This window comes from Halorhabdus utahensis DSM 12940 (assembly GCF_000023945.1).
Lineage (GTDB): Archaea > Halobacteriota > Halobacteria > Halobacteriales > Haloarculaceae > Halorhabdus > Halorhabdus utahensis.
Map to the genome: position 1 here is coordinate 2,994,867 of NC_013158.1, position 23,163 is coordinate 3,018,029.

15 protein-coding genes are annotated in these 23,163 nt (G+C 63.9%); 5 read left to right on the forward strand and 10 right to left on the reverse strand.

All coding sequences use genetic code 11. The features are described 5' to 3' along the window. Positions 1–129 precede the first annotated feature (129 nt). Complete coding sequence (locus HUTA_RS15755; RefSeq protein WP_015790639.1) at positions 130–2,724, reverse strand: peptidoglycan-binding domain-containing protein; 2,595 nt, start codon at positions 2,722–2,724, stop codon at positions 130–132. Positions 2,725–3,152: 428 nt separating this feature from the next. Between HUTA_RS15755 and glmU the strand changes: the two genes are divergently transcribed. Then, on the forward strand, positions 3,153–4,334 hold the full coding sequence (gene glmU / locus HUTA_RS14290; protein ID WP_049941369.1) for a bifunctional sugar-1-phosphate nucleotidylyltransferase/acetyltransferase: 1,182 nt from the start codon (positions 3,153–3,155) through the stop codon (positions 4,332–4,334). 33 nt (positions 4,335–4,367) lie between these two features. Here glmU and HUTA_RS14295 read toward each other — a convergent pair whose 3' ends face one another. Continuing rightward, complete coding sequence (locus tag HUTA_RS14295) at positions 4,368–7,982, reverse strand: MMPL family transporter (RefSeq protein ID WP_015790641.1); 3,615 nt, start codon at positions 7,980–7,982, stop codon at positions 4,368–4,370. Positions 7,983–8,247: 265 nt separating this feature from the next. Between HUTA_RS14295 and HUTA_RS14300 the strand changes: the two genes are divergently transcribed. Continuing rightward, entirely contained in the window at positions 8,248–8,859 is a 612-nt protein-coding gene (locus HUTA_RS14300; protein WP_015790642.1) for a TetR/AcrR family transcriptional regulator, read from the forward strand. Positions 8,860–8,866: 7 nt separating this feature from the next. Here HUTA_RS14300 and leuS read toward each other — a convergent pair whose 3' ends face one another. Next, a complete protein-coding gene (leuS, locus tag HUTA_RS14305; protein WP_015790643.1) occupies positions 8,867–11,563 on the reverse strand; it encodes a leucine--tRNA ligase in 2,697 nt (898 codons plus the stop codon). 110 nt (positions 11,564–11,673) lie between these two features. Here leuS and HUTA_RS14310 point away from each other — a divergent pair, with 110 nt between their 5' ends. Next, the gene (locus HUTA_RS14310; protein WP_015790644.1) at positions 11,674–12,429 is read left to right on the forward strand and encodes an MBL fold metallo-hydrolase; all 756 of its coding nucleotides are present in this window, start codon (positions 11,674–11,676) and stop codon (positions 12,427–12,429) included. Positions 12,430–12,440: 11 nt separating this feature from the next. On the opposite strand, the gene HUTA_RS14315 is transcribed toward HUTA_RS14310, so the two are convergent. The 4 genes from HUTA_RS14315 to HUTA_RS14330 all read right to left on the reverse strand — a co-directional run bounded on the left by HUTA_RS14315 (position 12,441) and on the right by HUTA_RS14330 (position 16,180). Continuing rightward, positions 12,441–12,845, reverse strand: coding sequence for a PPOX class F420-dependent oxidoreductase (locus HUTA_RS14315; protein ID WP_015790645.1), 405 nt, complete (start codon positions 12,843–12,845; stop codon positions 12,441–12,443). Between the two features lie 66 nt (positions 12,846–12,911). Then, positions 12,912–14,069: a sensor histidine kinase gene (locus HUTA_RS14320; protein WP_015790646.1), complete on the reverse strand. Its 1,158-nt coding sequence runs from the start codon at positions 14,067–14,069 to the stop codon at positions 12,912–12,914. A gap of 68 nt (positions 14,070–14,137) precedes the next feature. Continuing rightward, the gene (locus tag HUTA_RS14325; protein WP_015790647.1) at positions 14,138–15,208 is read right to left on the reverse strand and encodes an mRNA surveillance protein pelota; all 1,071 of its coding nucleotides are present in this window, start codon (positions 15,206–15,208) and stop codon (positions 14,138–14,140) included. Between the two features lie 66 nt (positions 15,209–15,274). After that, entirely contained in the window at positions 15,275–16,180 is a 906-nt protein-coding gene (locus HUTA_RS14330; RefSeq protein WP_049941370.1) for a DUF7351 domain-containing protein, read from the reverse strand. Between the two features lie 117 nt (positions 16,181–16,297). Between HUTA_RS14330 and HUTA_RS14335 the strand changes: the two genes are divergently transcribed. After that, positions 16,298–17,806, forward strand: coding sequence for a M23 family metallopeptidase (locus HUTA_RS14335; protein ID WP_015790649.1), 1,509 nt, complete (start codon positions 16,298–16,300; stop codon positions 17,804–17,806). Positions 17,807–17,923: 117 nt separating this feature from the next. On the opposite strand, the gene HUTA_RS14340 is transcribed toward HUTA_RS14335, so the two are convergent. Both HUTA_RS14340 and rqcH read right to left on the reverse strand, forming a co-directional pair. Beyond that, the gene (locus tag HUTA_RS14340; RefSeq protein WP_015790650.1) at positions 17,924–18,766 is read right to left on the reverse strand and encodes a carotenoid biosynthesis protein; all 843 of its coding nucleotides are present in this window, start codon (positions 18,764–18,766) and stop codon (positions 17,924–17,926) included. Between the two features lie 49 nt (positions 18,767–18,815). Next, positions 18,816–20,939 carry a ribosome rescue protein RqcH gene (gene rqcH / locus HUTA_RS14345; RefSeq protein WP_015790651.1) on the reverse strand — a complete coding sequence of 708 codons (2,124 nt, stop codon included), beginning with the start codon at positions 20,937–20,939 and terminating at the stop codon, positions 18,816–18,818. 109 nt (positions 20,940–21,048) lie between these two features. On the opposite strand from rqcH, the gene HUTA_RS14350 reads away from it, so the two are divergent. After that, positions 21,049–21,285, forward strand: coding sequence for a hypothetical protein (locus tag HUTA_RS14350; protein ID WP_015790652.1), 237 nt, complete (start codon positions 21,049–21,051; stop codon positions 21,283–21,285). A gap of 141 nt (positions 21,286–21,426) precedes the next feature. On the opposite strand, the gene HUTA_RS14355 is transcribed toward HUTA_RS14350, so the two are convergent. Next, on the reverse strand, positions 21,427–23,091 hold the full coding sequence (locus HUTA_RS14355) for a tRNA uridine(34) 5-carboxymethylaminomethyl modification radical SAM/GNAT enzyme Elp3 (protein WP_015790653.1): 1,665 nt from the start codon (positions 23,089–23,091) through the stop codon (positions 21,427–21,429). Positions 23,092–23,163: the final 72 nt, after the last annotated feature.

Genomic DNA, 23,163 nt, shown 5'->3' on the forward strand with positions numbered 1-23,163 from the left:
AACCTACCTCGCGCGGGGGTGTGGGATCCGGCATCTGGCTCCGAACGGGGGTGACCACCGTTCGTCGGGATCCTGCCGGCCGCAGGGGGACCGTCGGTCGCAACGAGCAGTGGGCGAGGACGCCCGCGCTTACCCGTCGTTCGAACTGTCCTCGTCCGAGTCACTTCCGGAGCCGTTCCCATCGTCGTCCTCATCATCCCCAGTCACAATCTTCTGGTTGGCCGCGAGGAGACAGAAGCCTTCGGAGTCACCCGAGTGATGGCCGCCGTAGTGATTGTTGACGATCGTATTGTCGTAGACGGTCATGCTAACGGTGTACCCACAGGGGTTCATCCGGCCGACCGTGCCATTCTCCCAGTCTGTTTTGAGTTCCCAGGTCCCGTCGCCGCCGCCACGGTCCAGTACTTTCGTTCCCGATGTCTCTTCGACGCTGGCATCGTCGGCTTCTTCGTCGGGGTCAAGGTCGAAAGAATACCCTTTCAGACGCTTGTCGTCGGCCCTGAACGTTCCCTCGATGGTGTTTCCGACCTTGAAGAAGCCACAGTCGCCGGCCTTGCCCCCCGATGTGGACCCGGACTTGACGCCCGTTATCGAGATCGAGGCCGTGGGGTCGGTGTTGTCTAACCGGATGAGCATCTTCCGGTCGGTCGTGCCGTCCGGCTCGAACACGACATCGGTGTGGACCGGATCGCCGTCACCCCGCTTTGCCTCGACCTTCAGTTCGTAGAGACCGTCGTCGCTGGTGTACCACTTCGCGAGGACGTCGTTGATCACCTTCGGCACGTACGTATAGAAGCCGTCACTGTCGACCTGCATCCGCCTGTTGATTCGGGGGGCGTCGTAACTCCGGACGGTGAACTCGTTGGAGACCCGTTTCCAGGGGTTGGCGGCGTCGCTAACACCCGGTTTGTAGGGCCGCACCGACACCCGGTACTTGAGGGCATCGGCTCCGCTGGCGTCCGGGTCGATTCCGTCCATCGGCCGGCCGGTGATCGTCACCAACCCGCCGAAGGGTGCCTGTTTGGCCTGGAACCCGCCCATGACGGCCTGGCCGGTAGCGGTCCCGGTGTCGTCGGCGTCTGGCGGCGTCTGTTTGACGTCCGCGGGGAAGATGTTCCCGACACTGCCGACAGCGAGCCGGCCTTCCTCGATCGCCTCGGCACCGGGGGAAACCTGGACGATCGTCTCGTGGTGGTTGCCCCAGGTCGGTGCGAAGTTGGGGTTGCTCTTTGGCGGCTTGTCCTCCCAGGAGAGCACGGCGCGAATACGAACCAGGCTCGGCCCGTCGTGACATGGCTGTCGATGATGACTGAGATCGACGGGCAGGTGGACCGCATACTGGAGACCGTCGCCCGGAATCGAGGGGATGTCATAGACGTTGACCGAGCCGGTCCCGAGGTAGTTCCAGGTCCCGCCCGAGACATCCTTCTCCCAGAACGCGACGTATTCGGTGCTTCCCTGCGTACAGAGCCCACCGGAGTACCCGGCCGGCCGCTTGACGGTGAACACGCCCGTGAGTAGCCCGGATCGATAGCCAACACAGCCGAGCTCTTCGTAACCCGTGTTCTCGAACGTTTCGTCGAGGTTTTCCAGAACCTCGCCGATCTCGATGTCGAGTTCCGGCGGGATGTCGATGGGAACCTCGGGGACTGGTTCAGGGTCGGGTATCGGAATGGGGTCGGGTTCTGGCTCGGGAATCGGAACCGGTTCGGGCTCCGGATCGGGTATCGGGATCGGATCAGGGACGGGATCCGAGAGGGAGATGTCCCCGGGTTGCAGCGCCGACGTGGTGAGATCAAGGCCGGCGGTCGCGGGCTCACGTACGACGGACTTGAACGCGGTGAATCCGCCGCGATGAGGCGGGACGCTGGTGTTCTGGTACGTGAGCAGTGACTGGGACGGACTCAGCTGTGGTGGATCGACCGGGTCCCCTTCGCCCGCGTCGATCCCGTCGATGACCGATTCGGGGAGCGCAGTGTCGACGAGGTCAGGGATGGTCGGCCACTGAGGTTCGATCTGGATGTCGGCATCCAGCCGGTTACCCCACACGGGGAGCTTCTCGGGTTTGTCCTTCGGCTTGCTGTTCCAGCTCAACACCGCTCGGATCCGCGGGAGATATGGCTCCCCGCAGGGCTGTTCGTCCTCGTCGAGTTCGAGCGTGACTGTATACGCGACCGGCTTGGGTCCCGGCAGGTCGTGGACCCGGGTCGAGCCGACGCCGAGGTTCTCCCAGTCACCGTTGCGCTCGCGGTCGATGAAAAATCGGACGAACTCGACGGACCCGTCAGTACAGAGGTCGCCCCCGTACCCGTGGTCACGTTTGACCGAGACAACTGCTTCAAGTTGCTCGGCGGCGGGATCGTACCCCACGTAGGTTAGTTCCTCGAAATCGGTGTTGCTGGTGATGTCGAGGACTGGTTCGTACTCCAGCTCCGGGTGGTTGCCGAAGTAGTTAGGGTTCTCGGCGAGCAACTGCTTGTACTTCGCGCGTTCCGGCGGCACCGCCGGCATGTCGAAGTCGACATCGAGGTCAAGTTCCTCGGCGGTGTCCGGCCCGACCGATCCCGTCGGTTCCAATCCTTGTTCGCGCTGGAACGAGGCCACGGCATCCCTCGTCCGGCGGCCGTACTCGCCGTCGATCTCGCCGACGTCGTACCCGCGCTCCGCGAGCAGTTCCTGGAGTTGCTGTACCGCTTCGCCGTCCGCACCGAGTGTGAGATGCATTGGTGTTCTCCGGCGGCGCAGTCATGGTCTCCAGTGACCGTCCGATACTGACACCCGAGCCCACTAACCCGCGCCTGAGACACAGCAACGGAAGGCGGCTACTAAAATATTCAGGAATATTGACCATAACGGAATATATAATTTTCATATATGACTAATTAGTTTTCACCCCCACGATCACGAAACGGGAGACGGTACGTCATTGAGTACCACGCGGTTGGGACGCATCGAGAGCCCCATGGAAAACACGGTGTCCGATCAGTCACACGCCGGAGTCGTCTGTTAAGCCGATGTGGAAGGCAAAACCGCTCCCGGCGGTTCATGACGTCTCCCCTCTTGCCGAGATGATGACTATTCCGCTCATCCCTGTCGGCGTCCGAGCTGTGCAAGACGACACTGTTAATGGTTGGCCGGTGAACAGATCGACCATGCAGACAGTCATTCTCGCCGCCGGGCAGGGGACTCGGATGGGGCCGCTGACGGAGTCGACGCCGAAGCCGATGCTACCCGTCGCCGGTCGTCCATTAGTCGCACACGTGGCGGACGCGGCCGTGGACGCCGGTGCGTCGGAACTCGTCGTCGTCGTGGGCTACGAGGCCGAGGCAGTCCGGTCGTTCTTCGGCGATACGTATCGCGATGTGCCAGTCACGTTCGCCGTCCAGGCGGAACAGGCGGGCACCGCGGACGCCGTCCGGGCCGCACGCCCGGAACTCGACGGCGCGTTCGCGGTGTTGAACGGCGACAACCTCTATGATCCCGCAGCGGTCGAACAACTGTTCGAAAGCGCTCCCTCACTGGCGACCTACGAGGTCGACGATCCATCGAACTACGGTGTCGTGTCGATCACAGACGGCATCGTCACCGACATCGTCGAGAAACCGGCGGATCCGCCCACGACGTACGCGAACACCGGCGCGTACGTCTTCCCGGAAGCGGCGATCGACTGGCTCGACGTCCCCGAAAGTGAACGCGGCGAGTACGAGATCACGGACGTCGTCGCCCAGGTGATCGACGCCCACGAGGTGACGCCGGTGCCCCTCTCACGCTGGCGAGACGTGGGCCGCCCATGGGAGCTGCTCGAAGCCAACGAGACCCTGCTTGCGGAACTCGATGGGACGGTCGACGGGACCGTCAGCGACGACGCGGAACTGCGGGGGACGGTCGTCGTCGAGGCCGGCGCGACCATCGAACCGGGCGTCGTGATCGAAGGGCCAGTGTACGTCAGTCGCGGTGCGTCGGTCGGCCCGAACGCGTACCTTCGCGGGGGGACCTTTCTGGGAGCGGACGTTCACGTCGGCAACGGCGTCGAGATCAAAAACAGCGTGATCCGCCGCGGGACGAACGTTCCGCATCTCTCCTACGTCGGCGACAGCGTCCTCGGCCAGGACGTCAACTTCGGGGCCGGGACGAACGTCGCCAATCTTCGCCACGACGGTGCGACCGTTCACCTGACAGTCAAAGGCGATCGGATCTCGACGGGACGGCGCAAGTTCGGCGTCGTCGTCGGCGACGGCGTCAAAACCGGCATCAACACGAGCCTGGAGCCTGGCGTCACGCTGTCGGGCGGGACGGTCACCGAACCCGGCGAGCGCGTGCGTCGCGATCGGTGAGAGACCCGCTGATCACTCGCGCCGGCGAGTGTCTCACGCTGGATCCGTCTCGACCCACCGCTCACAGACGGCTTCGAACTCAGCGTCGGTGAGCTGGCCGGTCGCGAAGTGATCGGCGGCGAGGCGAAGGTCGTCGTCGGAGACCTCGTCCCTGGATACCACACGCTCGACGATGTCAGTCTCCACTGTGACGGAATCAGGCCCGTCGATCGGGATGGTTTCGCCATCGACGAACACCGTCCCGTCGAACGACAGCGTGCTCCCGTCGGTGGTGTCCGCGGCGATCGTCGCGTCGTATTCGATAACGATCCGGTCCTCGACGCCCTCGAAGGCCAAAAACAGCGTCGAACCTTGCCCGACGAACTCCGTCGGCTCGGGTGTCACGGAGTACACTGCGAGCTCGCTGCCGGGCAATCGCTCCCGTACGGCGAGTCGATCGGCCGGGTTGTCGACACTGAGTGTCACTGCGACGGTCCCGCCCGGAGCCTGGTGGCTGGGTGCGAGTGTGCGGCTGGCACTCGCTGGGTCGGTATCGGCCGTGTCCATCGTCCCGCTGTCGCCGTCAGCATCGTCAGCGTCGTCCGACGACTCGCCGCCGCCGAACACGTCTTCGGGGCCGAACAGGCGCGTCCAGACCACGAGCAGGCTCGGGAGGACGAGGACGCTCGCGAGGAACGCATAGATGATCGTCAGGCCGGTGATCAGCCCGAACTGCTGGAGCGGCGGCAGGATGGCGAACACGAGGACGCCAAACCCACCGACTGTCGTTGCGGCACTACCCAGCAGTGCCCCGCCGGTCCCGGTGACTGCCCGATCAAGCGCTTCGAAGGCCGAACCGGTTTCTTCGAGCTCCTGGTTGTATCGTTCGCTGAGGTGGATACTGTAGGCGACCCCGAGCCCGACAGTCAGGCTCGTGATCATCCCCGTCATCACGTTGAAAGGGATGCCGAAGGCGTACATCGTCCCGAGGATCCACGCCACGCTGAGGACGACCGGGAGCAGCGTCACGAACCCGAGGGTCGCACTGCCATCACTGATCCGATAGACGACCATCAGGAACGCGAAGACGGCCACGAGCGTGATCAACAGACTCTGGATCACCGTCTCCAGGAGCTGATTCTGGACGATTTCGAAGATGATCGTCTGACCCGTCGCCGACGTTTCCAACCCGTTTGCCGAGAGCGAATCAGCGACCGACCGCATCTGGTCGGTCACGTCAGTACTCGATGCGGTCCCCTGTATCGTCACGACGATCCGGGCAGCCGCGTACTCCCCGTCGTCCCGATAGAGGACTGCCTGGGCCTGCTGGGGGGCGACGTCATAGAGCGTATCGTAGACGCCGGCGACGTTCTCGTCCGGGACGCGGTCATTGTCGGTGTCCGCAGCGGATAACGTCGCATTGAACGTCTCGTTTTGGGCGGCAACGGCCTCTATTACCGACAGCGGTGACTGCACATCGGGTTGACCGCCGGGGAGTTTCTGAGTGACGTCCTTCTCGGCGATCGTCTCACGTGCCTCGGCCAGTTGTTCAGTCCCGTCGGCTGTCGCGACATCATCGCGTATCAGCAACTGGGCCTGTGAGTCTTCCCGGACGAATCGGTCGTTGACGTACTGGAGATTGTTCTTTGCGGTGTATTCACCGGGTTTGAACGGCTCGGGAAGCTCTTCCATCCATCCCGGTGGATCCTCGGCGAGGAAGTCTTCCTGAGCAAAGCTCGTGTCGACCTGTGTCCCTGCGTAGGCACCGCCGACCGAGAGCAACACGGCGAGGACGATAATGATGTACGGGGCCTTCCGTGCGCCGATCGATCCGACTTTGAGTAGTTGACTGAGTCGGCCGCCACCGGTTCCGATCGCTCGCTTGCGGCGGTCGATCCCGAAGCCTTCGAGAACCTCGTCGAGTTCGACTTTGAGCGCCGGGATCAACACGCCAAAGACCAACAGCGCAGCCACGATTCCGACGGAGCTCACGATACCGAAGTCCTGAATCGGGGGGACCGGGCTCGTCAGGTTCGAGAGGAAGCCGATGACTGTCGTCGCGGTCACCAGCGTGAGCGCGACCCCGACGCCGCCGAGAGCGACCCGCATCGCCTCGCGTGGACCGCGGTCCGCGTCGTTGCGTCGCTCGCGATGGCGCATGAAGATGTGGATCGCGTAGTCGATCGAGAGCCCGATCAACAGTACGGGCACGGCGATGAAGATCTGGTTGAAGCTGATGTCGGCCCAGCCCATGAACCCGAACGTCCAGATCAGGACCGCACCGATACCGAATAGACCGAGTACGATGTCGAGAATGTCACGGTACCCGATCGCCAGCGCTGCCAGAACGAAGATCAGCGCGAGCGGACCGACGATCAGCATGCTGTCGGTCATCGAGCGGTTGATCTCGTCGGTGATCAACCCGCTCCCGAAGACCAGATACTCCTCGTCGAAGTCCCCACCGAGGTCCTGCATCGCAAGCTGGGAGTCGACGATCCGGTCGGAGACAGTCCCGCCGGGCGCGACAGCGCTGTCGGTCCGCTGGGTGACCAGCAGCATCGTCGCCTCGGCGGTCGTCGATCCCTGCTCGTACTCCGAGGACATGAGCCCCAGGACGCCGTTCCCGCCGCCGTTCTCGCCACCAAGGACGAGTTCGATCGTCGATTCGAGCTCGGTGGCGTTCATCGACTGCAGTTGGGCGATCTGTTCGTCGAGGCTGATCGCGGAGACGTTCTCGAGGGCTGCACGCTGTTCCTGGAGTTGCGCGCCGAGTTCCTCGAGGCGTTCTCCTTGCTGACGAAGTGACGCACCTTGCTCTTGTAAGGCGGTTCCCCGTTGCTGGAGTGCCTCTCCCCAGGCACGGAGGGACTGCTCTCGTTCACCGAGGGCCTGATATTGCGCCGAAAGCACGCCCCGGGTGCCGAGTTCGTAAGCGGCCTGAATGGACTCCTGGTCGGTTGCATTCCGGAGGTTCTGAGCCGCTGTCCGGAAGGTGACGTAGTGCGTCTCGTTGAGCGTGACCGGTGTGTTCTGTGCGACGGCATCGAACTGATCGCGGACACTCGCCGACGGGTCCTGGCGGAGTGTTGTGAGCGCGCTTTGGAGGCTCTCGGCCGTAGCATTAAGCCGCTGGGCCCGTGTTTCGAGTTGGCGGCGCGACTGATTGAACTCGGTCCGGTTTTGCTGGAGCGCGGTACGTTCGGCCTGAAGTTGTTGCCGTTGCTCCTGGACGGTCGCGTTCAGCGTCTGGAATTCAGCGAGCGTGGCCTGTAACTCGGCCCCGCGCTCGCGCTGGATCGCCGCCGTCGCGATCGCGTTAGCGACGCCGGCTGTCGGCGACGCTCCGGACAGGGTTGGACCGACAGTCGAATTGTCCTTGAGTGTTTGTTGATACTCTAGCGTCTCGATCAGTGTACTGTTGCTGAGGACGTTCTCACCACGAACGATGATCTGCGCGGTGGTCGTGTTGTCCGGTCCTGTTGAGAAGTTTCGCTCGATGTAATCGAGATCCTCCGCTTCTGGTGTGTCTGACTGGAACTGGTCGAGCGAGGACGTCTGCTCGACTTCAGCGGCCCCCGCCCCGATAAGCACAGTCAGAACGAGCATCACCGCGATCGCTGCCTTCGTGTGGTCGGTGATCGCGTCGACGACCCTGTCCGTCAGACTCATTGTGTCCCTCCAAAGCGAAATCTGAAACCGGTCATTCGTTGTACCGCTGTTCCGGCCGAGTCGGTTATAGGCTTTCCGGAATTTACTGAATGTTCGTTCAAATATCGCCGGTTCGGCGATCGGCTGGATCGACAATTTGGGCTTGCTGGCCGTGACCGGGCAGTACACGCGCCGAACCAATCCAAAGATTCATGATTGATCAACCGTTCAATCACCGGCATGGCTCCCGGATTTCGGAATCGAACCGTTCGAAGAGGACGGCACGATGACTGAATGGTTCGACTCGGTCGAGTCGACCGATGAAGCGATCATGGCGGCAACCTACCGGGCACTCTGTACGCATGGCTACGCCGGGACGACGATCTCACGGATCGGCGAGGAATTCGAGAAGAGCCAGTCACTGCTGTACTATCACTACGACGATAAGGACGACTTGCTGGCGGACTTTCTGACCTATCTGCTCGACCGACTCGAAGCCGAGTTATCGGATTGCCAGGCTACTGCTCCTCGGGAGTGTCTCACGTCACTCCTCGAGAAGCTAGCGCCACGCGACCCGGGCGAAGAGCGTCGACAGTTCTTTCAGGCGCTGCTCGAGATGCGCGCCCAGACAGCCCACAAACCCGCCTATCGAGATCAATTCGAACGCTCCGATGCAGTCATCGTGGTCGAATTCACCGAGACGATCGAGGCGGGCATCGAACAGGGCGTCTTCGCCGATGTCGACGCAGAACGGGCGGCAGAGTTCATCTATTCGACGCTGTACGGTGCGCTCGATCGGTCCGTCTCGCTGGACCGGTGGGATCCGCTCGATCGGACCCGCCAGGAACTGGATCGGTACCTCGAATCCCATCTGCTTGCCGCCGGACCGGGCGCGTGAAGGTCACTCACCCGATGTGGATCGCGGGCTTGCCCGGTTGTGCACGCTCGAGTAAGTCCTCGTCTGTCGTCGCGTCGGCCGTCTGGACGCTGACTGGTGCGTCGAACTCCGCACGGAGCAGCCACGCCGCCCGTTCGAGGATGGCTTGCTCCGCGTCGGGCGAGAGGACGGGTTCCAGCGATCGGCGGCGGTCCTGGAGGTCGGCGAGGTACGGACCGGCCACGTCCCGATTGTCGGCCACGAGATCGTCTTCGAAGGCCTGGCTGACGACGGCTCCTTCAGGGTCGGCCCGTCGAACGGTCTCGTAGGCACGGTACTTCCACTCGGGAGCGACGACGAGCGTGATTTCTCCGGGGTCATCGATACCGGCGACCTCACAGATGTCCCGAACGTCCGCTCGTGTCGTGTCGATCAATGCCCGCTCGATCCGGTAGTCACTCACGTTGTCGGCCGGCTCCGGCCACTCGGCCTCGACGGCCAACCCATCACACCGCAGCAGGTTCCAGAGTTCCTCGGCCAGGTACGGCGTGATCGGCGCGATCAGTGCCGTGAGCGTCTTGAGCCCGCGACGGTAGACGGCCTCGTGAACCGGTCCCGCTTCGACGTACTGCCCGAGGACGCCCGCAAGCGATCGAATCTCCGAGATCGCTCGATGGAAGCGGAAGGCGTCGAACTCCTCGGTCGTCGCGGCGATCGTCCGGTCGATCTCGCGATCGAGGTAGTCGTCTCTGGGCTCGCGCTCGCTCCGTCCGGCATCGGCCTCGGTAAACGCCCGGACCATGTCATAGAGTTGCTGTTGAAGGTCGTAGGCTGAACTCACGTCCTTGGCGGTCCACTCGAAGTCCTGTCGGGGGTGGGCCGCCCCGAGGACGAACAGTCGCGTCGTCTCCGGGCCGTACTCGTGGGGCGTAATGACGTTTCCCTTCGCCGTCGACATCTTCTCGCCGCCGTGCAGCACCGTCCCCTGGTTGACGAGCCGCTGGACGGGCTCCGGCTCGTCGAGGAGCCCGAGATCGGCCAGGACGTGGGCGAAAAACCGAATGTACAGCAGGTGGAGGACGGCGTGTTCCTCGCCGCCGACGTAGACGTCGACGGGGAGCCACTCATCGGCCTGTGCCGTATCGAAGGGCGCGTCCCCGTGATCCGCCGTGAGGAATCGCAGGTAGTACCACGACGAGTCGACGAAGGTGTCCATCGTGTCCGTCTCCCGGCGGGCGGCCGCGCCACACTCCGGACACGTGGTCTCGACGAACGCCTCGTTCTCGGCGAGTGGGTTCCCGGCTGTCGGCTCGTATTCGGGCAGCTCCACGGGCAACTCCTCTTCCGGGACCAGGACGGGACCGCACTCCTCACAGTGGACGACCGGGATCGGCGTCCCCCAGTACCGTTGCCGGGAGATGAGCCAGTCGCGAAGCCGGTAGGTGACCGACGACTCGGCACACTCGAGATCGGCGAGCAACTGCTCGCGGGCCCGTTCGGTATCGAGTCCACCGTACTCCCCGCTGTTTTCGAGCGTGCCTTCGCCGGTGTAGGCAGTTGCGCTGAAGTCATGTTCCGCCGAGTTCGATGGACGCACGACCGGCGTGATCGCGAGATCGTGTTCGCTCGCGAAGGCGTGATCGCGCTCGTTGTGCGCGGGGACGCCCATGACGGCGCCGGTCCCCACGTTGTCAAGGACGTATTCGGCGACGTAGACCGGGAGCTCCTCGCCAGTCAGTGGATGGATCGCACGGACGCCGGTGTCGACCCCACTGGCCGTCGACCGTCGCTCAGCATCTGATCGCCCCCGCGTCCCGTCGAGGTAGGCGTCGACCCTATCGATATCCGTAGCCAGGTCCCGGGCGAGATCGTGACCCGGCGATATCGCGAGGAACGTCGCGCCGTAGAGTGTATCCAGCCGTGTCGTGAACGCCTCGATATCGCCGTCCTCGGGCACATCGAAGGTGACGCTCGCTCCCTCCTGCTTGCCGATCCAGTTGCGCTGGATCTCCCGAACGCTCTCGGGCCACCCCTCCAGATCGTCGAGGCCATCCAGCAGTTCCTCGGCGTAGTCGGTGATCGAAAAGAACCACTGATCGAGTTCGCGGGTCTCGACCGGCGTCTCACATCGCCAGCAGACCCCCTGGCTCGAAATCGGCCCACCGACGCCGTCCCTGTCGTGGTCGTCCTCGTCGTCGTCCACTGACTCGACCTGGGCGTCCGCCAGCACGGTCTCGCAGTTGGGACACCAGTTGACAGCGGCGGCCTCGTACTCGACGAGCCCTTCCTCGTAGAAGCGCTCGAAGAACCACTGGTTCCACTGGTAGTATTCGGGGTCGCTAGTCGTGAACTCCCGGTTCCAGTCGTAGCCAAAGCCCATCGCTTCCATCTCTTCGCGCATGTCCTCGATGCACGTGTCCGTCCAGGACTGGGGGTCTGACAGCTGGCGCTCCGCGGCGTTTTCCGCTGGCAACCCGAAGGCGTCCCACCCCATCGGCTGGAGCACCTCGTCGCCGCACATCCGCCGATATCGGGCGTACGCGTCAGTGATTGCGTAGTTGCGCACGTGGCCCATGTGGAGGTTGCCGGACGTGTACGGGAACATGCCCAGCACGTAGGTCGGATCTTCGGTGTCAGCCGGACATGTGTAGACATCTTTGCGATCCCACTCGAACTGCCAGATATCCTGGACGGCTTGGGACGAGTACCGATCTCGATGAGCCATTTCTTGAGTCGTCTTTACCGGAGTCGGGACAAAAACCTGCGGGAGGATCCCTCGATCAATCCACCCGCGTCTGGAGGAAGACTTTTGCCCCGGTGGGCGTACCCATCGCCATGCAACTGACGTTTCTGGGTACCGGCAGCGCCATGCCGACCGGCAATCGGCATCAGACCGGGTTGCTACTGGAAGCCGAGGGCAACCGACTGTTGATCGACTGTGGCAGCGGCGTCCTCGACGCCCTCGCGGCGACCGAACGAGGGTACATTGACCTCGACGCCGTCCTCCTCACCCATCACCATCTCGATCACGTCGCCGACTTGCTCCCGCTGGTGAAGGCTCGCTGGCTGGCCGGGGCGTCCGATCTCTGCATCGCCGGGCCGCCCGGGACTCGCGACCTGCTCGACGAACTGCTCGACGTTCACACGTATCTTCGGAAACATGTCGATCCGGATGCCACCGATATCGAACCCGGAGCAACGACGCTCGCTGGCTTCGACGTGGTTGCTCGGGCGGTACAGCATTCGATGGCCGGCTTTGGCTACCGGGTTTCGCCGGCGGGTGCGGACGCCCCCACGGTCGTCGTCAGCGGCGATACCCGGGCGTTCCCGGCGTTCCTCTCGACGGCCGACGGAGCCGAGGTGCTGGTCCACGACTGTTCGTTCCCCGACGACGTCGAGACCGACACCCATGCGACGCCGGGATCACTCGGCGAGGCGCTGGCGGCGGCCGAAGCGTCCATCGGGACCGTCTATCTCACACACCTGTATCCCCACACTGATGGCCGACACGAGGACATGATCGCGTCGGTTCACGAGCACTACGCCGGTGCTGTGGCAGTCGCGAGCGACGGGCTGTGCGTCGAGGTGTAGGTCGGAAAGCGTCACTCCACGTCGCCCGTAATGACCTCTTTGGCCCGAATTCGGAGGATGACTCGCTCGGTCTCGACCGGCGTGGGATACTCGTCCTCGCCCAGATAGCGCTGTGCGAGGGCGTCGATGTGGTCGCGTGCTCCCTCGGTCGTCGTCGATTCGACCACTCCAGTCACCGATAGAAAACGGTAGGGGTTGTCCGGGTCGACCATGCTCACCGAGACTGTTGGGTCGCGGGCCACGTTCCGTTCCTTGCGTCGGCCGCGCTCGGTGTTGACCAGAATCAGGTCATCGTCGGCGTCGTAGTCGATCCAGACGGGTGTCGTGTGTGGCTCTCCGTCCGCCGTCATCGTCGTCAGGTGGGCGAACGTCTGTTTCTCGAAGAGATCGTGAAATGCTGCGGGAATACTCGCCATGGCTCGACGTTCGCGTCCGAGCGGATAAAGCGTATGGCTGTGAGCCAATCTGCCACCTTTCGTCACTCAGGCGCGTTCGAGCACGACCCGGAAGTCGGCTCCGCCTGCTTCGCTCTCCCTGACTTCGACCGTGCCGCCGTACGATTCAGTTAGCGCGCGAACGAATCCCAGTCCGAGACCGGTCCCCTCACTTTCCGGTCCCTTTCGCCCCATCTCGAAGATCTCGTCACGGACTGCCTCGGGAACGCCCGACCCGTCGTCAGCGAAGCCGACGACGATGGTCTCGGCGTTCGGCTGTTCGAGGTAGATCGAAACCGTCACCGGGTCGTCGTTGTGGATCGCGGCGTTCGAGAGGATGTTTGTGAACACTGAATCGAGCAGGTCGCCACCGTACACCTGGTACTCGAAGTCCGCCGGATCGAACTCGACGGTCAACTCGTCGAACTGTGTGTCGACGGTCGTGACCGTTTCATCGAGTTCCCGCCGGAGCGGTTTCGGTTCGGGTTCGTCTGCCTCTTCCAGCGTCGAGACGATGTCGCCCACTCGCTCGATGAGGTCGGCCGCGTCGTCGGCAGCGTGCTTGATGCGTTCGACGTAATCAAGTGTGTCACCGTCGACGCTGTCCGCAACGAAGTCAGTGAACCCGGAGATCACCTGCAGATCGTTGCCGAGATCGTGTCTGAGGAGGCGGTCGTACAGCTCGACCATCTCCTTGCGCGTCTCGAGGTCCTGGCGTGCGCGTTCGAGTTGCTCCCGCGACCGGATGTTACTGATCGCCGTCGCGGCGTGCGAGGCGAGGATCTCGAGCGGTTCGGCGTGCTCTGCGCCGATCTCGTCGATCGACGTCGCACGCGTCACTAAAACCACCATGACCTCGTCAACGATACTGGCCGGCACGGCAAGCGTAGCAGTTACGTCCGAATCCTCGACAACACCGGCCTCCGCACCCGTGCGACGAACCGTCTCGCCGGATTCGATGGCCTGGGTTACCACATCAGTCACTTCGTCACCTGGTTCGAAGTGGGGGTTCGTGCTGTCAGCCACCTCCGGATGGCCGTTACCGACCACGACGAACGAGGCGTATGGAAAGTCAAACAGCAGTGACACCGCTTCGAGCGTGAGCGAGACGACTTCGTCGACGCTCTCACAGCTGTTGAGTGCCTGCCCGTATCGGTTCAGGTCAGCAACCTGGCTGGCGAAGTCCGGTTGATTTTCGAAAGACATTCGCGGTGAGTATGCTCCGTCGAATAGGAATCACACCCACATCAAAAAACCGTTTTGGAAATTTCCTATCACGATTCGAGGCGATATCGTAACAGTGCCGCGATCCCACCGAGATTCGAGAGTTGCTGGCCCGGGTCGAACTCCCGTGAGAAGACGGTCACTTCACCCCCCTGCTGTTCGGTCCGCTCGATGACGCGATCGACATCGATATCCCAGTTGTCTCCCTCGTCACGCGCCCGACGGAGCGGTTCATCGAGGACGAGTAAGTGCTCGATGGCTCCATACTCGGCGGCTTCAGCCACTGCGTCCGGTCCGTAGGATACTTTCGCGCCGGTCGCGATCCGTTCCATCAACTCGTCGATCAGCGTCGCCTCCTCGGCAATGCGGGTCTCCTCCTGGACGTCCTCGACGGCCCCGCGCTTGAGCACCTCGTGGACACCCCGATCGCCGACGGCGCTGGTGTCGACCGTCCGGATCGAGTCAGCTACCGCCGGTGCCTCGTCTTCGATGTAGGCGAGCGCGTCCTGCTTGGTGAAACCCGGCCCGGCGAGGATGATCGCGTCGGCGTCCGTTCGCTTGAGCACGTCCGTGAGTTCCCCGAACAACTCTTCACGGGGTCTGGCGTATTCGCCTTTGCCGGTCGGCCCCGCAATCGACGCCCGTTCCTCGGTGCCGTACTGTTCGACGGTGTGGACGTAGGCCTGGGCCTCCTCGACGGTCACGATGGCAACGTCCGGGACGTCGGTCGCCTCGACGGCCTCCTCGATCCGATCCATCTGGTCGGGCTTCCACGTCTTCTCGACGTCGAGTTCGTCGTGTTGCTCGACGTTGATCGTGTGATGCTGGCCGAGTTGATCCTCCCGGGAACAGTCACCGATCACGCCGCTGACCCGGAGCCGATCGGCGAAGCGGGCGAACTCGACGTCGTCGACGTCGAGGGCTGCCCAGATGTGTTCTCGCTCCCCGCCCGTGTCCCGCATCTGGTCGTCGTTGCGCTGGATGCGCCGGGTGGTGTCGCCGGCCACCCGGTCGCCCGGCTCGATCACGTAGGTGAGATGCCAGAGGTCGTCGAGGCTCTCGGGGACGAGCGTCAGGCGCTCACGTCCACCCTCGACGCGCTCCCGCTCGGCAATTCGCATACCCGCTTTCGGGCAGCATGCGACAAGTGCCTGCCGTTTCCGCTCGCCGTGCTGCCCTGGCAGAGCTCAGTCTGTGGTCGTCTCGACGGCGCGGACCTCGAGGCCCTCCCCGACCGATATCTCGGCGATGGCCCCCTCGTGTGGAACGGTGACCGTCGCGGAAAACGGCTCCCTTGACTCGACCCGGCCGGTGACGGCCGGGAGGACGCGTTCGGTCGCCCGCAGGCTACTGGTCTCCTCGCGCGGTACCCCGATCTCCACCAGCGCACTCGTCACTCGCGGTTCGAACTGGAGGGCGCTGATGACGTCGACGGTCGCGAGCCAGGAACACGTCCCACACGTCATCTCGACCGTCGGGGTTGACTCACCGTCCAGGCGGTCCCACGGCAGCGTCACGCCCGTGATCCCCGCACAGGACGGACACTGTCCCGTCCGGGCGAGGCCGACGTGGTACATCATTCGATCGTACAGGGCCTCGTAGACGTCGACACCTTCCCGGACGGCGACGCCGTGCTTCGGGAACCGGTAGGTCGCGCCCCAGAAGATGTCGCAGGCCGGGCACTCGACGGTGAGAAACTCCTGTTCGTACTCGCCGTGCAGGTCGGCGTCGCAGTTCGGACAGGTCGCCTCGACAGTGACGTCGGCCGGAACCGACTCAGTCGGGCGGTTCGCGATCATTGCCTCGTACAGCGCGATCGCGCCGGCCGTCGGGACGTATTCCCCGTCCACCGCCTCGACGTACGCGCCGCGGAGTTTCTCCAGATGGTAGTTGAACTTGCCGCTGTCCTGCACGCCGGTGGCATCCATCAGTTCCGCGTACGACAGCGTTCGCCGGTCGCGTAGCTCCGGGCCCGAGGTCGGATCGATCGGCTCGTACCGGTCGAAGAGGGCCCGGAGGATGTCGAGTCTGATCTCGTGACCGAGCAGCGCGAAGGCGTCCTCGGCGACGGCACTCCCCTGGTCGTCAGCCATCGGACGCACGTGGTCCCACACCGCCATTGAATCCAGGTTTCCGGCGAAGTGTGTGGGTCACCGTGTGAAATCAGCTTCACAGAACGCTTACACCGTCGAACGCCCTGTACACCGGTAATGACCGAAACGCGATCCCCTCCAGAGGCGGGGACAGTTGTGGACCGTCTCCGCGAACGGCTTGCTTCGATCAGTCCGCTCTCCCTGGGGATGTTGGGCTTTCTCGGCATCCCCGGAGAGGTCGTGCCCGGCCTCGAAGTACTCAAGCTGTTCTCCGTCTTCTGGCTGTTCTGGCTGTGGCCGTTCGTCGCCATGCTGATCGGCGCTGTGAGGCAGTCACTCGGCGACGACGAGTCGGCTGCGGGCCCGCGTGACTGGCTCGAGATGGACAGTGGCTGGCGTGGGCTGTTCGCCATGCTGTATGGACTTTCGCTGTCGGTGCTGAATCCCCTGATGGGACGCCAGGACGTGATGCAACTGCTGGGCAGCGCCGTCGCCGTCGTGCGACATCGCGGCTCCTTGCCGGCCCCCGAATCGTTCACCCAATCTGGTCAGTACCGACTGCCGGTCGAGGGGGCCTGGACGGTCGTCAACGGCAGTCCGATCAAGGAGCACTCCCACTCGTGGTACCCGGCGACCCAGCGCTACGCCTACGACCTCGTGATCACCGACGACGACGGGCGGACGCGCCCGGCGGAGGCGGACACGAGCGTCGAGAACTACTACTGCTACGACAAGCCGGTCCTCGCGCCCGCCGACGGGGTCGTCGTCGACGTCCGCGACGGCGATCCGGAACTGGGCCGGGCCGGCGGGTTCTCTCATCCCGGCAAGCGCTCGATCACCGGCAACGCCGTCACGATCCGCCACGCCGAGGGTGAGTACAGCAGCCTCGTCCACCTCGTTCCCGGGAGTATCGTGGTCGAACCCGGCGAGCGGGTCGACCGGGGCCAGGAGATCGGTCGGTGTGGCCACTCGGGCAACTCCAGCGAGCCCCACCTCCACGTCCAGCTACAGGATCACCCCACCTTCGAGTTCGCGGCCGGATTGCCGATCAGATTCGAGAACGTGGCCGTCGAGACGCCGGGCGTCGACGTCACCGAAGCGACCGGCTGGGACGCCCCCGAGGGAACTGGGCAGTATATTCACGTCGGCCAGCGCGTCACCCACGTCGCCGACGGGCAGACCGACAGGGCTGACGACGGGTCACGTGACCCCGAGCCAGCGACCGCCCCGGCACTCGGCGGCGTTCGACGGGTCGCCGGACTCGCCAACGGGATCGCGGTCGGTGGGTTCGTCACCGTTCTGGCGGGCGTCGTCGGCGCGTCACTCACGACCGCCGCACTCCTCGTCGGGGGGCTGGCAGGTCTCGGACTGGCGTCGCTGGGCGCGAGGCTAGTGGTCGGGAACGGTAGCGTCCACTCGGCGTCGGTCGGGACGGTCGGCGGCGTGGGCCTGGCGGCACTCGCGGTTGGCGCCTTCGCCGGCCTCTCCGCCCTGCCGACGGTCGCCCCGGTCGCGCTCGGTGCGGGACTGTTTCTGACGGGGGCAGTGCTGTACGGCGGTAGCTGGGAGTACGGTCGCTGGCGCGGGTTTCAGCACGCGGTTCGGTCGACCGTCGCGACCGAGTGACCCGTTGCACCCTTTGAGAACTCCGGTGAGAGTGCGGATCGGAGCTCCGGAGATTCTTCGAGTGGGAGAAGACGGAACAACGACGACCGGCCGGCATTTCGGTTCCGGAACGGGACTTCACCCCTCTCGAAGGCCGCTGAGTGATTTCGGCGGCAGATGGACGAGTACCGAAACCATGAGCATCACGAGACCGATAGCGATGAGTCCGCGGCCGTACCCGAGCCACAGGGCGACGCCGAGAAAGAACACGTGCGTGACGACAGGAATCGCAGCGATCGGTGTCGGCGGGGCGTGGGGCTGCCAGCCCGCTCGCATCACGATGGCAATCGCCAGCGCCACGGTCCCGGCGGTCCCGGCGAGGAGTCCCGCTGTCGGGAACACCAGGACATCGTACACTGCCAGGGTCACCATCAATCCGCCTGTCGGCACGACGATACCACCGACGACGGCCGCCCCAGTGGCCATCCGGCTGAGATCCGGCCACTGACGTTCGACGAACCACCACCAACCCCCGTAGGCGACGGCGACCCAGAACCAGCCCACGAAGTTACCCAGTGGCACGCCGAACCATTCGCCCCATCGTCCCCATTCCCAGTAGGGGACGCGGATCGCGACGGCGTCGATCGCCAGGTCGACGTGCAACGCGAACAGCGCGACGAACAGCGCGGCCGCGATTCCGGTCAGTCCACCGTTCCGCGCGCTCACGTACCCGGCATACAGAACCGACGCCCACAGCAGACCGATCGCCAGCGGCACATTGGCCAGCGTGACGAGGTACTCGCCGACCGGATAGCTGTAGGCTTCGTAGGCGAGGATCGTCAACTGCTCTAAGAGTAGCCCGTAGGCCAGTCCGGACACGACCATCGTCGTTCGACGTCGGTCGGGCCAGGCGTGGGACAGTGCCAGCCCGAAGATCAGCGCGCCAAAAAGCGTGAACGCAGGATAAGCCCACTCGACCATGACCGTGACAGGATAGCGATACGACAAAACGTCACCGGTTCGTCGCCGTTCACTCCTCGACCATCCGGCTGCCACCCGCCGGGAGGAACTCCTGGATCAAATCCGGACTGGCGACCTTCCGGACGAAGGTATCGTCAGCGAAGCGCCCCTTGAATTCCCGGTACAGTCGCTTGGCGATGTCGTTCTGTGCATACCGCCCCGGTTCGACTTCGATCGTGGTCTCGGCCTGCCCGTCGATTGCGCTCGGCGGGCCGCCGATGACGCGCGTCTCAGGTTCGCAGGTGATTCCGACGGCGACGCCGACCGGCGTGTCGTCGTAGTAGGTCCGATCGCCCCGGATGGCGAAGCTCCCCTTCTCCAGATACTCGCCGCTCTCGGGCGTCTTGGTGACCTGGTCGGGGCCGACGCAGTAGACGTCTCCCGCATATTTTCCCTCCTTCCAGAGCGTCGAGTAGGAGATGGCGAACTGGGCGGCCTCCTCCCGACTCGACTCCGGAATCGAGATGTCGTCCGGTGGCGCTTCGCTCGGCCCGGTCGCTTTCAGGATCGTCGCCGGCGCGCCGTGGGCCTGCGTGTGGAAGAACAGATCGCCGCGATCGAGATACTTCTTGACGAGTTCCTCGTTCTGGTCGGCGTTTCGGCCGCCGATCACGAGAAAGCCATCGCTCGTCGTAAACCACCGGAACCGTTCGTACCACTCCTCGCTCGTCCGGATCGGGATCGATTCGCGAGTCAGCCAGTCGACGTCTTCCTGGTCGTCCTCGTGGGTTTCTCCGCTCCCGTCACCGCCATCGTCCCCGTCGCTGGCTTCCCACGCCTCACGCCGTTGTTTGACGGCTTCGAGTTGCTCACGGGTGTTCGCGATCGCCTCCTCCGCGCCGGCCTTCTTCCCCTCGATGCGCTTTGCCTCCTGATAGAGGCGGTCAGCGTTCTTCTCGACGCCGGTATCGGCGTCGAGTTCGATGTGGTGGTCGTCGATCTGCACCGTCACCGTCCCCTCGCTGCCGTCGACATCGCGGACGGCCTCGGCGGCCGGGATCCCCTGGTCCTTGCCAGCCGAAAGCGTCGCCTCGATCTCGTCCCAGGGTGTTTCGGCCGCTCTGGCGTCCTGGACCGTCGAAAGCACCTCGTCGACGAGGTCGTAGTTCGCATAGAGGAGTTCGGCTTTCTCGCGTTCGGCCTCGGCGTCTTCCTCGAAGTCTTCGATGGCCCCTTCCTGCTGTTGGATAATCCGCTTTTGTTTCTCGATCTCCGCCTCGAAGTCCGGTCGATTCGATCCGGTTTCCTCCTCGTCGGGCTCCTGTTCCAGACCGAGGAAGTACGCTTCGAGGGCGTCGTTGAACGAGTCGAAGGACTCGCCTGGCGTGTCTTCGTACTCGACCAGCGGCACCGGCGTCACGTCGACGGGCGTCTCCTGCTCGTCCGTCTCGAAGTAGAGTCGCGGGTCGAGATCGCCCTCGCGGAGTCGTGTCGAGAGGTCATTCACTGCGTCGTACAGCGCCTCGAACTCCGCGTCGGTGGTCTCCCCGATGGCCTGGTTGTAGGGAACGCCGGCCCGCGAGCAGAGTTCCTCGCCGTAGAGCCCGCCGAAGTTGAGCTGGGTCGCCAGCGTCCGCACCACGTCTGCGTCTGACTGTCGCATCCGCTCGACGAACGTCTCGTACTCGACGGTGAGCGGGTTGAATCGCGCTGACGGAAACTCGTATTGAGAGCCCGGCGTGACCGTTCTGGATTGCAGGCGCACCGTCTCCAGGGAATCGATGACGGTGTCTGTCTCGTCGAGCACGGCGAGGTTGCCATCGCCGAATAGCTCGGCGATGATCGTCGTGTGGTCGTCGCTGCGTTCGAAGCGCAACTGGAGGATGCGGTCGAACTCGAACTGCTCGACGCTCTCGAGTTGTGCTCCTTCCAGCCGGTTCCGGAGCATCATCGCGAAATTGGGCGGCCGCTCGGGCGCGTTGGGAACCCGATCCGGAGTGATCGTGTGCACGCGCTTGGGGTCGTCGACCTCGATCAGGAGTTCGATCCGGCCGAAGTTCGGGCCGCTCAGCTTGAGGCGAAGCAGATCGTCGTCGTAGAGATAGGATTTCTCGTGGTACGCGCCGACGAACGCCCGGAGTTCCCCGGCGAGTGCGGCACAGTCCACGCTGGTGAGTTCCCGCTTGCGGTCCATGCCCGGACTGGTCGGGCGCGCGCCGTAAGCGTGTCGCTCGTCGTCCAGCAGTGGCTGCAGATAGTGATTCACCAATTGATTTAACTTTTCTCCGGCTATGGATACTCACATGTCCGTGCCCTCCGGCCTCCAGAAGCGCTACGAGCAGTACCAACAGCTTGAGGGCTATCTCGAGGAACACACACCGATTCAGTGGCTGGTTCTGGTGGCGATTCCCGGAGGGACGTATGCGGTTGCACATATGCTGATCAGCAGTGGCTCTCTCACTGACGCAATCGCTCTCGGTCTTGTGTTCGGTGTCGTATTTGCAACGCTGAAGGTCTTGTTTCAGCGAACCAGCCGCTGACTGTCCTTCCAAGCTGCCGGTAGGCGCTCAGAGCGTCACGAGGTTGTCGAGCGACTCTGGCTTTCGGTTTCCTCCTTTTCCGCGGGTGGTATACAAATCGAAACAAATCGAGCGACGGCAGCATATCGAGAAGTTGCTGGCTCAATCGAGTCGCTTGCTCACGTACGGGCCGTCCTGGCAATACCCGAGTTGGTCGCGGTAGTACTCCCGCGCGCCTATCCCGCTGAGGACGGCAATTTTCCCGTAGCCGGCGTCGGCAGCGAGTGCCTCGGCGCGCTCGATGAGACGCTTCCCGTAGCCCTGGTGTTGCCAGTCGTCGCCGTCCTCGCCTGCCTCGCCGATCGGGATCTCGCTGCCGTAGACGTGTAGCTCTCGGATGACAGCCGCCTCTTCGAGTTCGGGCCGGACGACCTCGCCGGGGAACCGGAGACGTGAGAACCCGACCAGCAGATCCCGGTCACGATCCTCGAAGCTGATGAAGTGCTCCGTACCACCGGCAACCTCGTATTTCTCGACGTCCAGCGTGACTTCATCGGGTTCCTCGTCGCTGTGGCCGACCTCTCGACACCGGATGCACGAACACGACTCGCCGCGGGACTCCATGCGTTGTCGGGCGAGCTGGCGAAGGTTGGATTTCTGGACGCCGGCCTCGATGAGTGGCGCGGGGATATCGCGCTGGACGCGCTGGAGGCGCGTGTACTCCGGGATCATCGGCTTGACGTCGGCGACGAGCTCGGCGGCCTCCTCGCTGGTGAGGGGTTCGAACTCGTCGCGGCGGTGCATATCGTACGTGACGGTCCCGCCGACGACGAGCGTCGGATAGATCTTGAGGTAGTCCGGCCGCCACTCGGGCTGTTCGAACAGCCGCCGGAAGTCCTCCCGGACCATCTCCTCGGTCATGCCGGGCTGACCCGGCATCATGTGGAAGCCGACCTTGAACCCCGCGTCCCGAAGACGCCGGTTGGCCTCGATGGAGGCGTCGACGCCGTGACCGCGGTGCATCTCGCGGTTGATCGACTCGTAGGTCGTCTGGACGCCGACCTCGACCTTCGTCCCGCCGAGCCGAAGCATCCGGTCGACCTGTTCGGGGCCACACCAGTCGGGCTTGGTCTCGAAGGTGGTGGCGACGTTGCGGATCGATCCCGTCTCGTTGTCGGCGATGACGTCCTCGAGATAGCGGAAGTCGTACGCATCGGGATCCTGGGCGAAGCTCTCGGTTTCGGAGGGCTGGGGATCGCAGTCGGGATCGTACTCGTTCATCGCCTGCAGCGCGCGCTTGACGAACCACTCCTGATAGTCGTGACTCCGTGCGGTCATCGTCCCGCCCATGAGGATGAGTTCGACCTTCTCGATCGGGTGGCCGATCTTCCGGAGCTGGTGGAGCCGCAGCGTCACCTGCCCGTAGGGGTCGTAGTCGTTTTGCACCCCGCGAGCAGCGGCGGGTTCCTGGCCGGTGTAGCTCTGGGAACTCTCGAACTCCGAATCCGGCCCGCCCGGGCAGTAGAGACACTTCCCGTGTGGACAGCGTTCGGGCGAGGTCATGATCGCGACCGGCGAGACACCCGAGGCGGTCCGCATCGGCTTGCGACGCACGACGGCCGCCAGCTCATCGCGGCGACCGTCCGGCGCACGGTCGAGCAGATCCGAGTTCTTCGGCACTTTCGGCGAGGAGTGCTTCGAGCAGACGTCCCGCTTGGCGGCTTCGAGGCCGTCGCGATCGAGATCGCCCTCGAGAATCCGTTCGATCAACTCCTCACAGGCGCGTTCGAACGGATCCTCGACTGCCTCGGGCGCGTCGGTGCTCATTGCGTGGCTCAACGTCGCCGTTTCGACCGAATAAGCGTGTCGCTACGGGCGATAGCGAACGGAAGAGAAAGC

What these genes read in the sequence shown, in the direction of transcription:
- rqcH (WP_015790651.1), bottom strand. Translation starts at nt 20,939, where the DNA reads ATGGACCGCAAGCGGGAACTCACCAGCGTGGACTGTGCCGCACTCGCC.
- HUTA_RS14325 (WP_015790647.1), bottom strand. Translation starts at nt 15,208, where the DNA reads ATGCGAATTGCCGAGCGGGAGCGCGTCGAGGGTGGACGTGAGCGCCTG.
- HUTA_RS14355 (WP_015790653.1), bottom strand. Translation starts at nt 23,091, where the DNA reads ATGAGCACCGACGCGCCCGAGGCAGTCGAGGATCCGTTCGAACGCGCC.
- HUTA_RS14320 (WP_015790646.1), bottom strand. Translation starts at nt 14,069, where the DNA reads ATGTCTTTCGAAAATCAACCGGACTTCGCCAGCCAGGTTGCTGACCTG.
- leuS (WP_015790643.1), bottom strand. Translation starts at nt 11,563, where the DNA reads ATGGCTCATCGAGATCGGTACTCGTCCCAAGCCGTCCAGGATATCTGG.
- HUTA_RS14295 (WP_015790641.1), bottom strand. Translation starts at nt 7,982, where the DNA reads ATGAGTCTGACGGACAGGGTCGTCGACGCGATCACCGACCACACGAAG.
- HUTA_RS14335 (WP_015790649.1), top strand. Translation starts at nt 16,298, where the DNA reads ATGACCGAAACGCGATCCCCTCCAGAGGCGGGGACAGTTGTGGACCGT.
- HUTA_RS14330 (WP_049941370.1), bottom strand. Translation starts at nt 16,180, where the DNA reads ATGGCTGACGACCAGGGGAGTGCCGTCGCCGAGGACGCCTTCGCGCTG.
- HUTA_RS14340 (WP_015790650.1), bottom strand. Translation starts at nt 18,766, where the DNA reads ATGGTCGAGTGGGCTTATCCTGCGTTCACGCTTTTTGGCGCGCTGATC.
- glmU (WP_049941369.1), top strand. Translation starts at nt 3,153, where the DNA reads ATGCAGACAGTCATTCTCGCCGCCGGGCAGGGGACTCGGATGGGGCCG.
- HUTA_RS14350 (WP_015790652.1), top strand. Translation starts at nt 21,049, where the DNA reads ATGTCCGTGCCCTCCGGCCTCCAGAAGCGCTACGAGCAGTACCAACAG.
- HUTA_RS15755 (WP_015790639.1), bottom strand. Translation starts at nt 2,724, where the DNA reads ATGCATCTCACACTCGGTGCGGACGGCGAAGCGGTACAGCAACTCCAG.
- HUTA_RS14310 (WP_015790644.1), top strand. Translation starts at nt 11,674, where the DNA reads ATGCAACTGACGTTTCTGGGTACCGGCAGCGCCATGCCGACCGGCAAT.
- HUTA_RS14300 (WP_015790642.1), top strand. Translation starts at nt 8,248, where the DNA reads ATGACTGAATGGTTCGACTCGGTCGAGTCGACCGATGAAGCGATCATG.
- HUTA_RS14315 (WP_015790645.1), bottom strand. Translation starts at nt 12,845, where the DNA reads ATGGCGAGTATTCCCGCAGCATTTCACGATCTCTTCGAGAAACAGACG.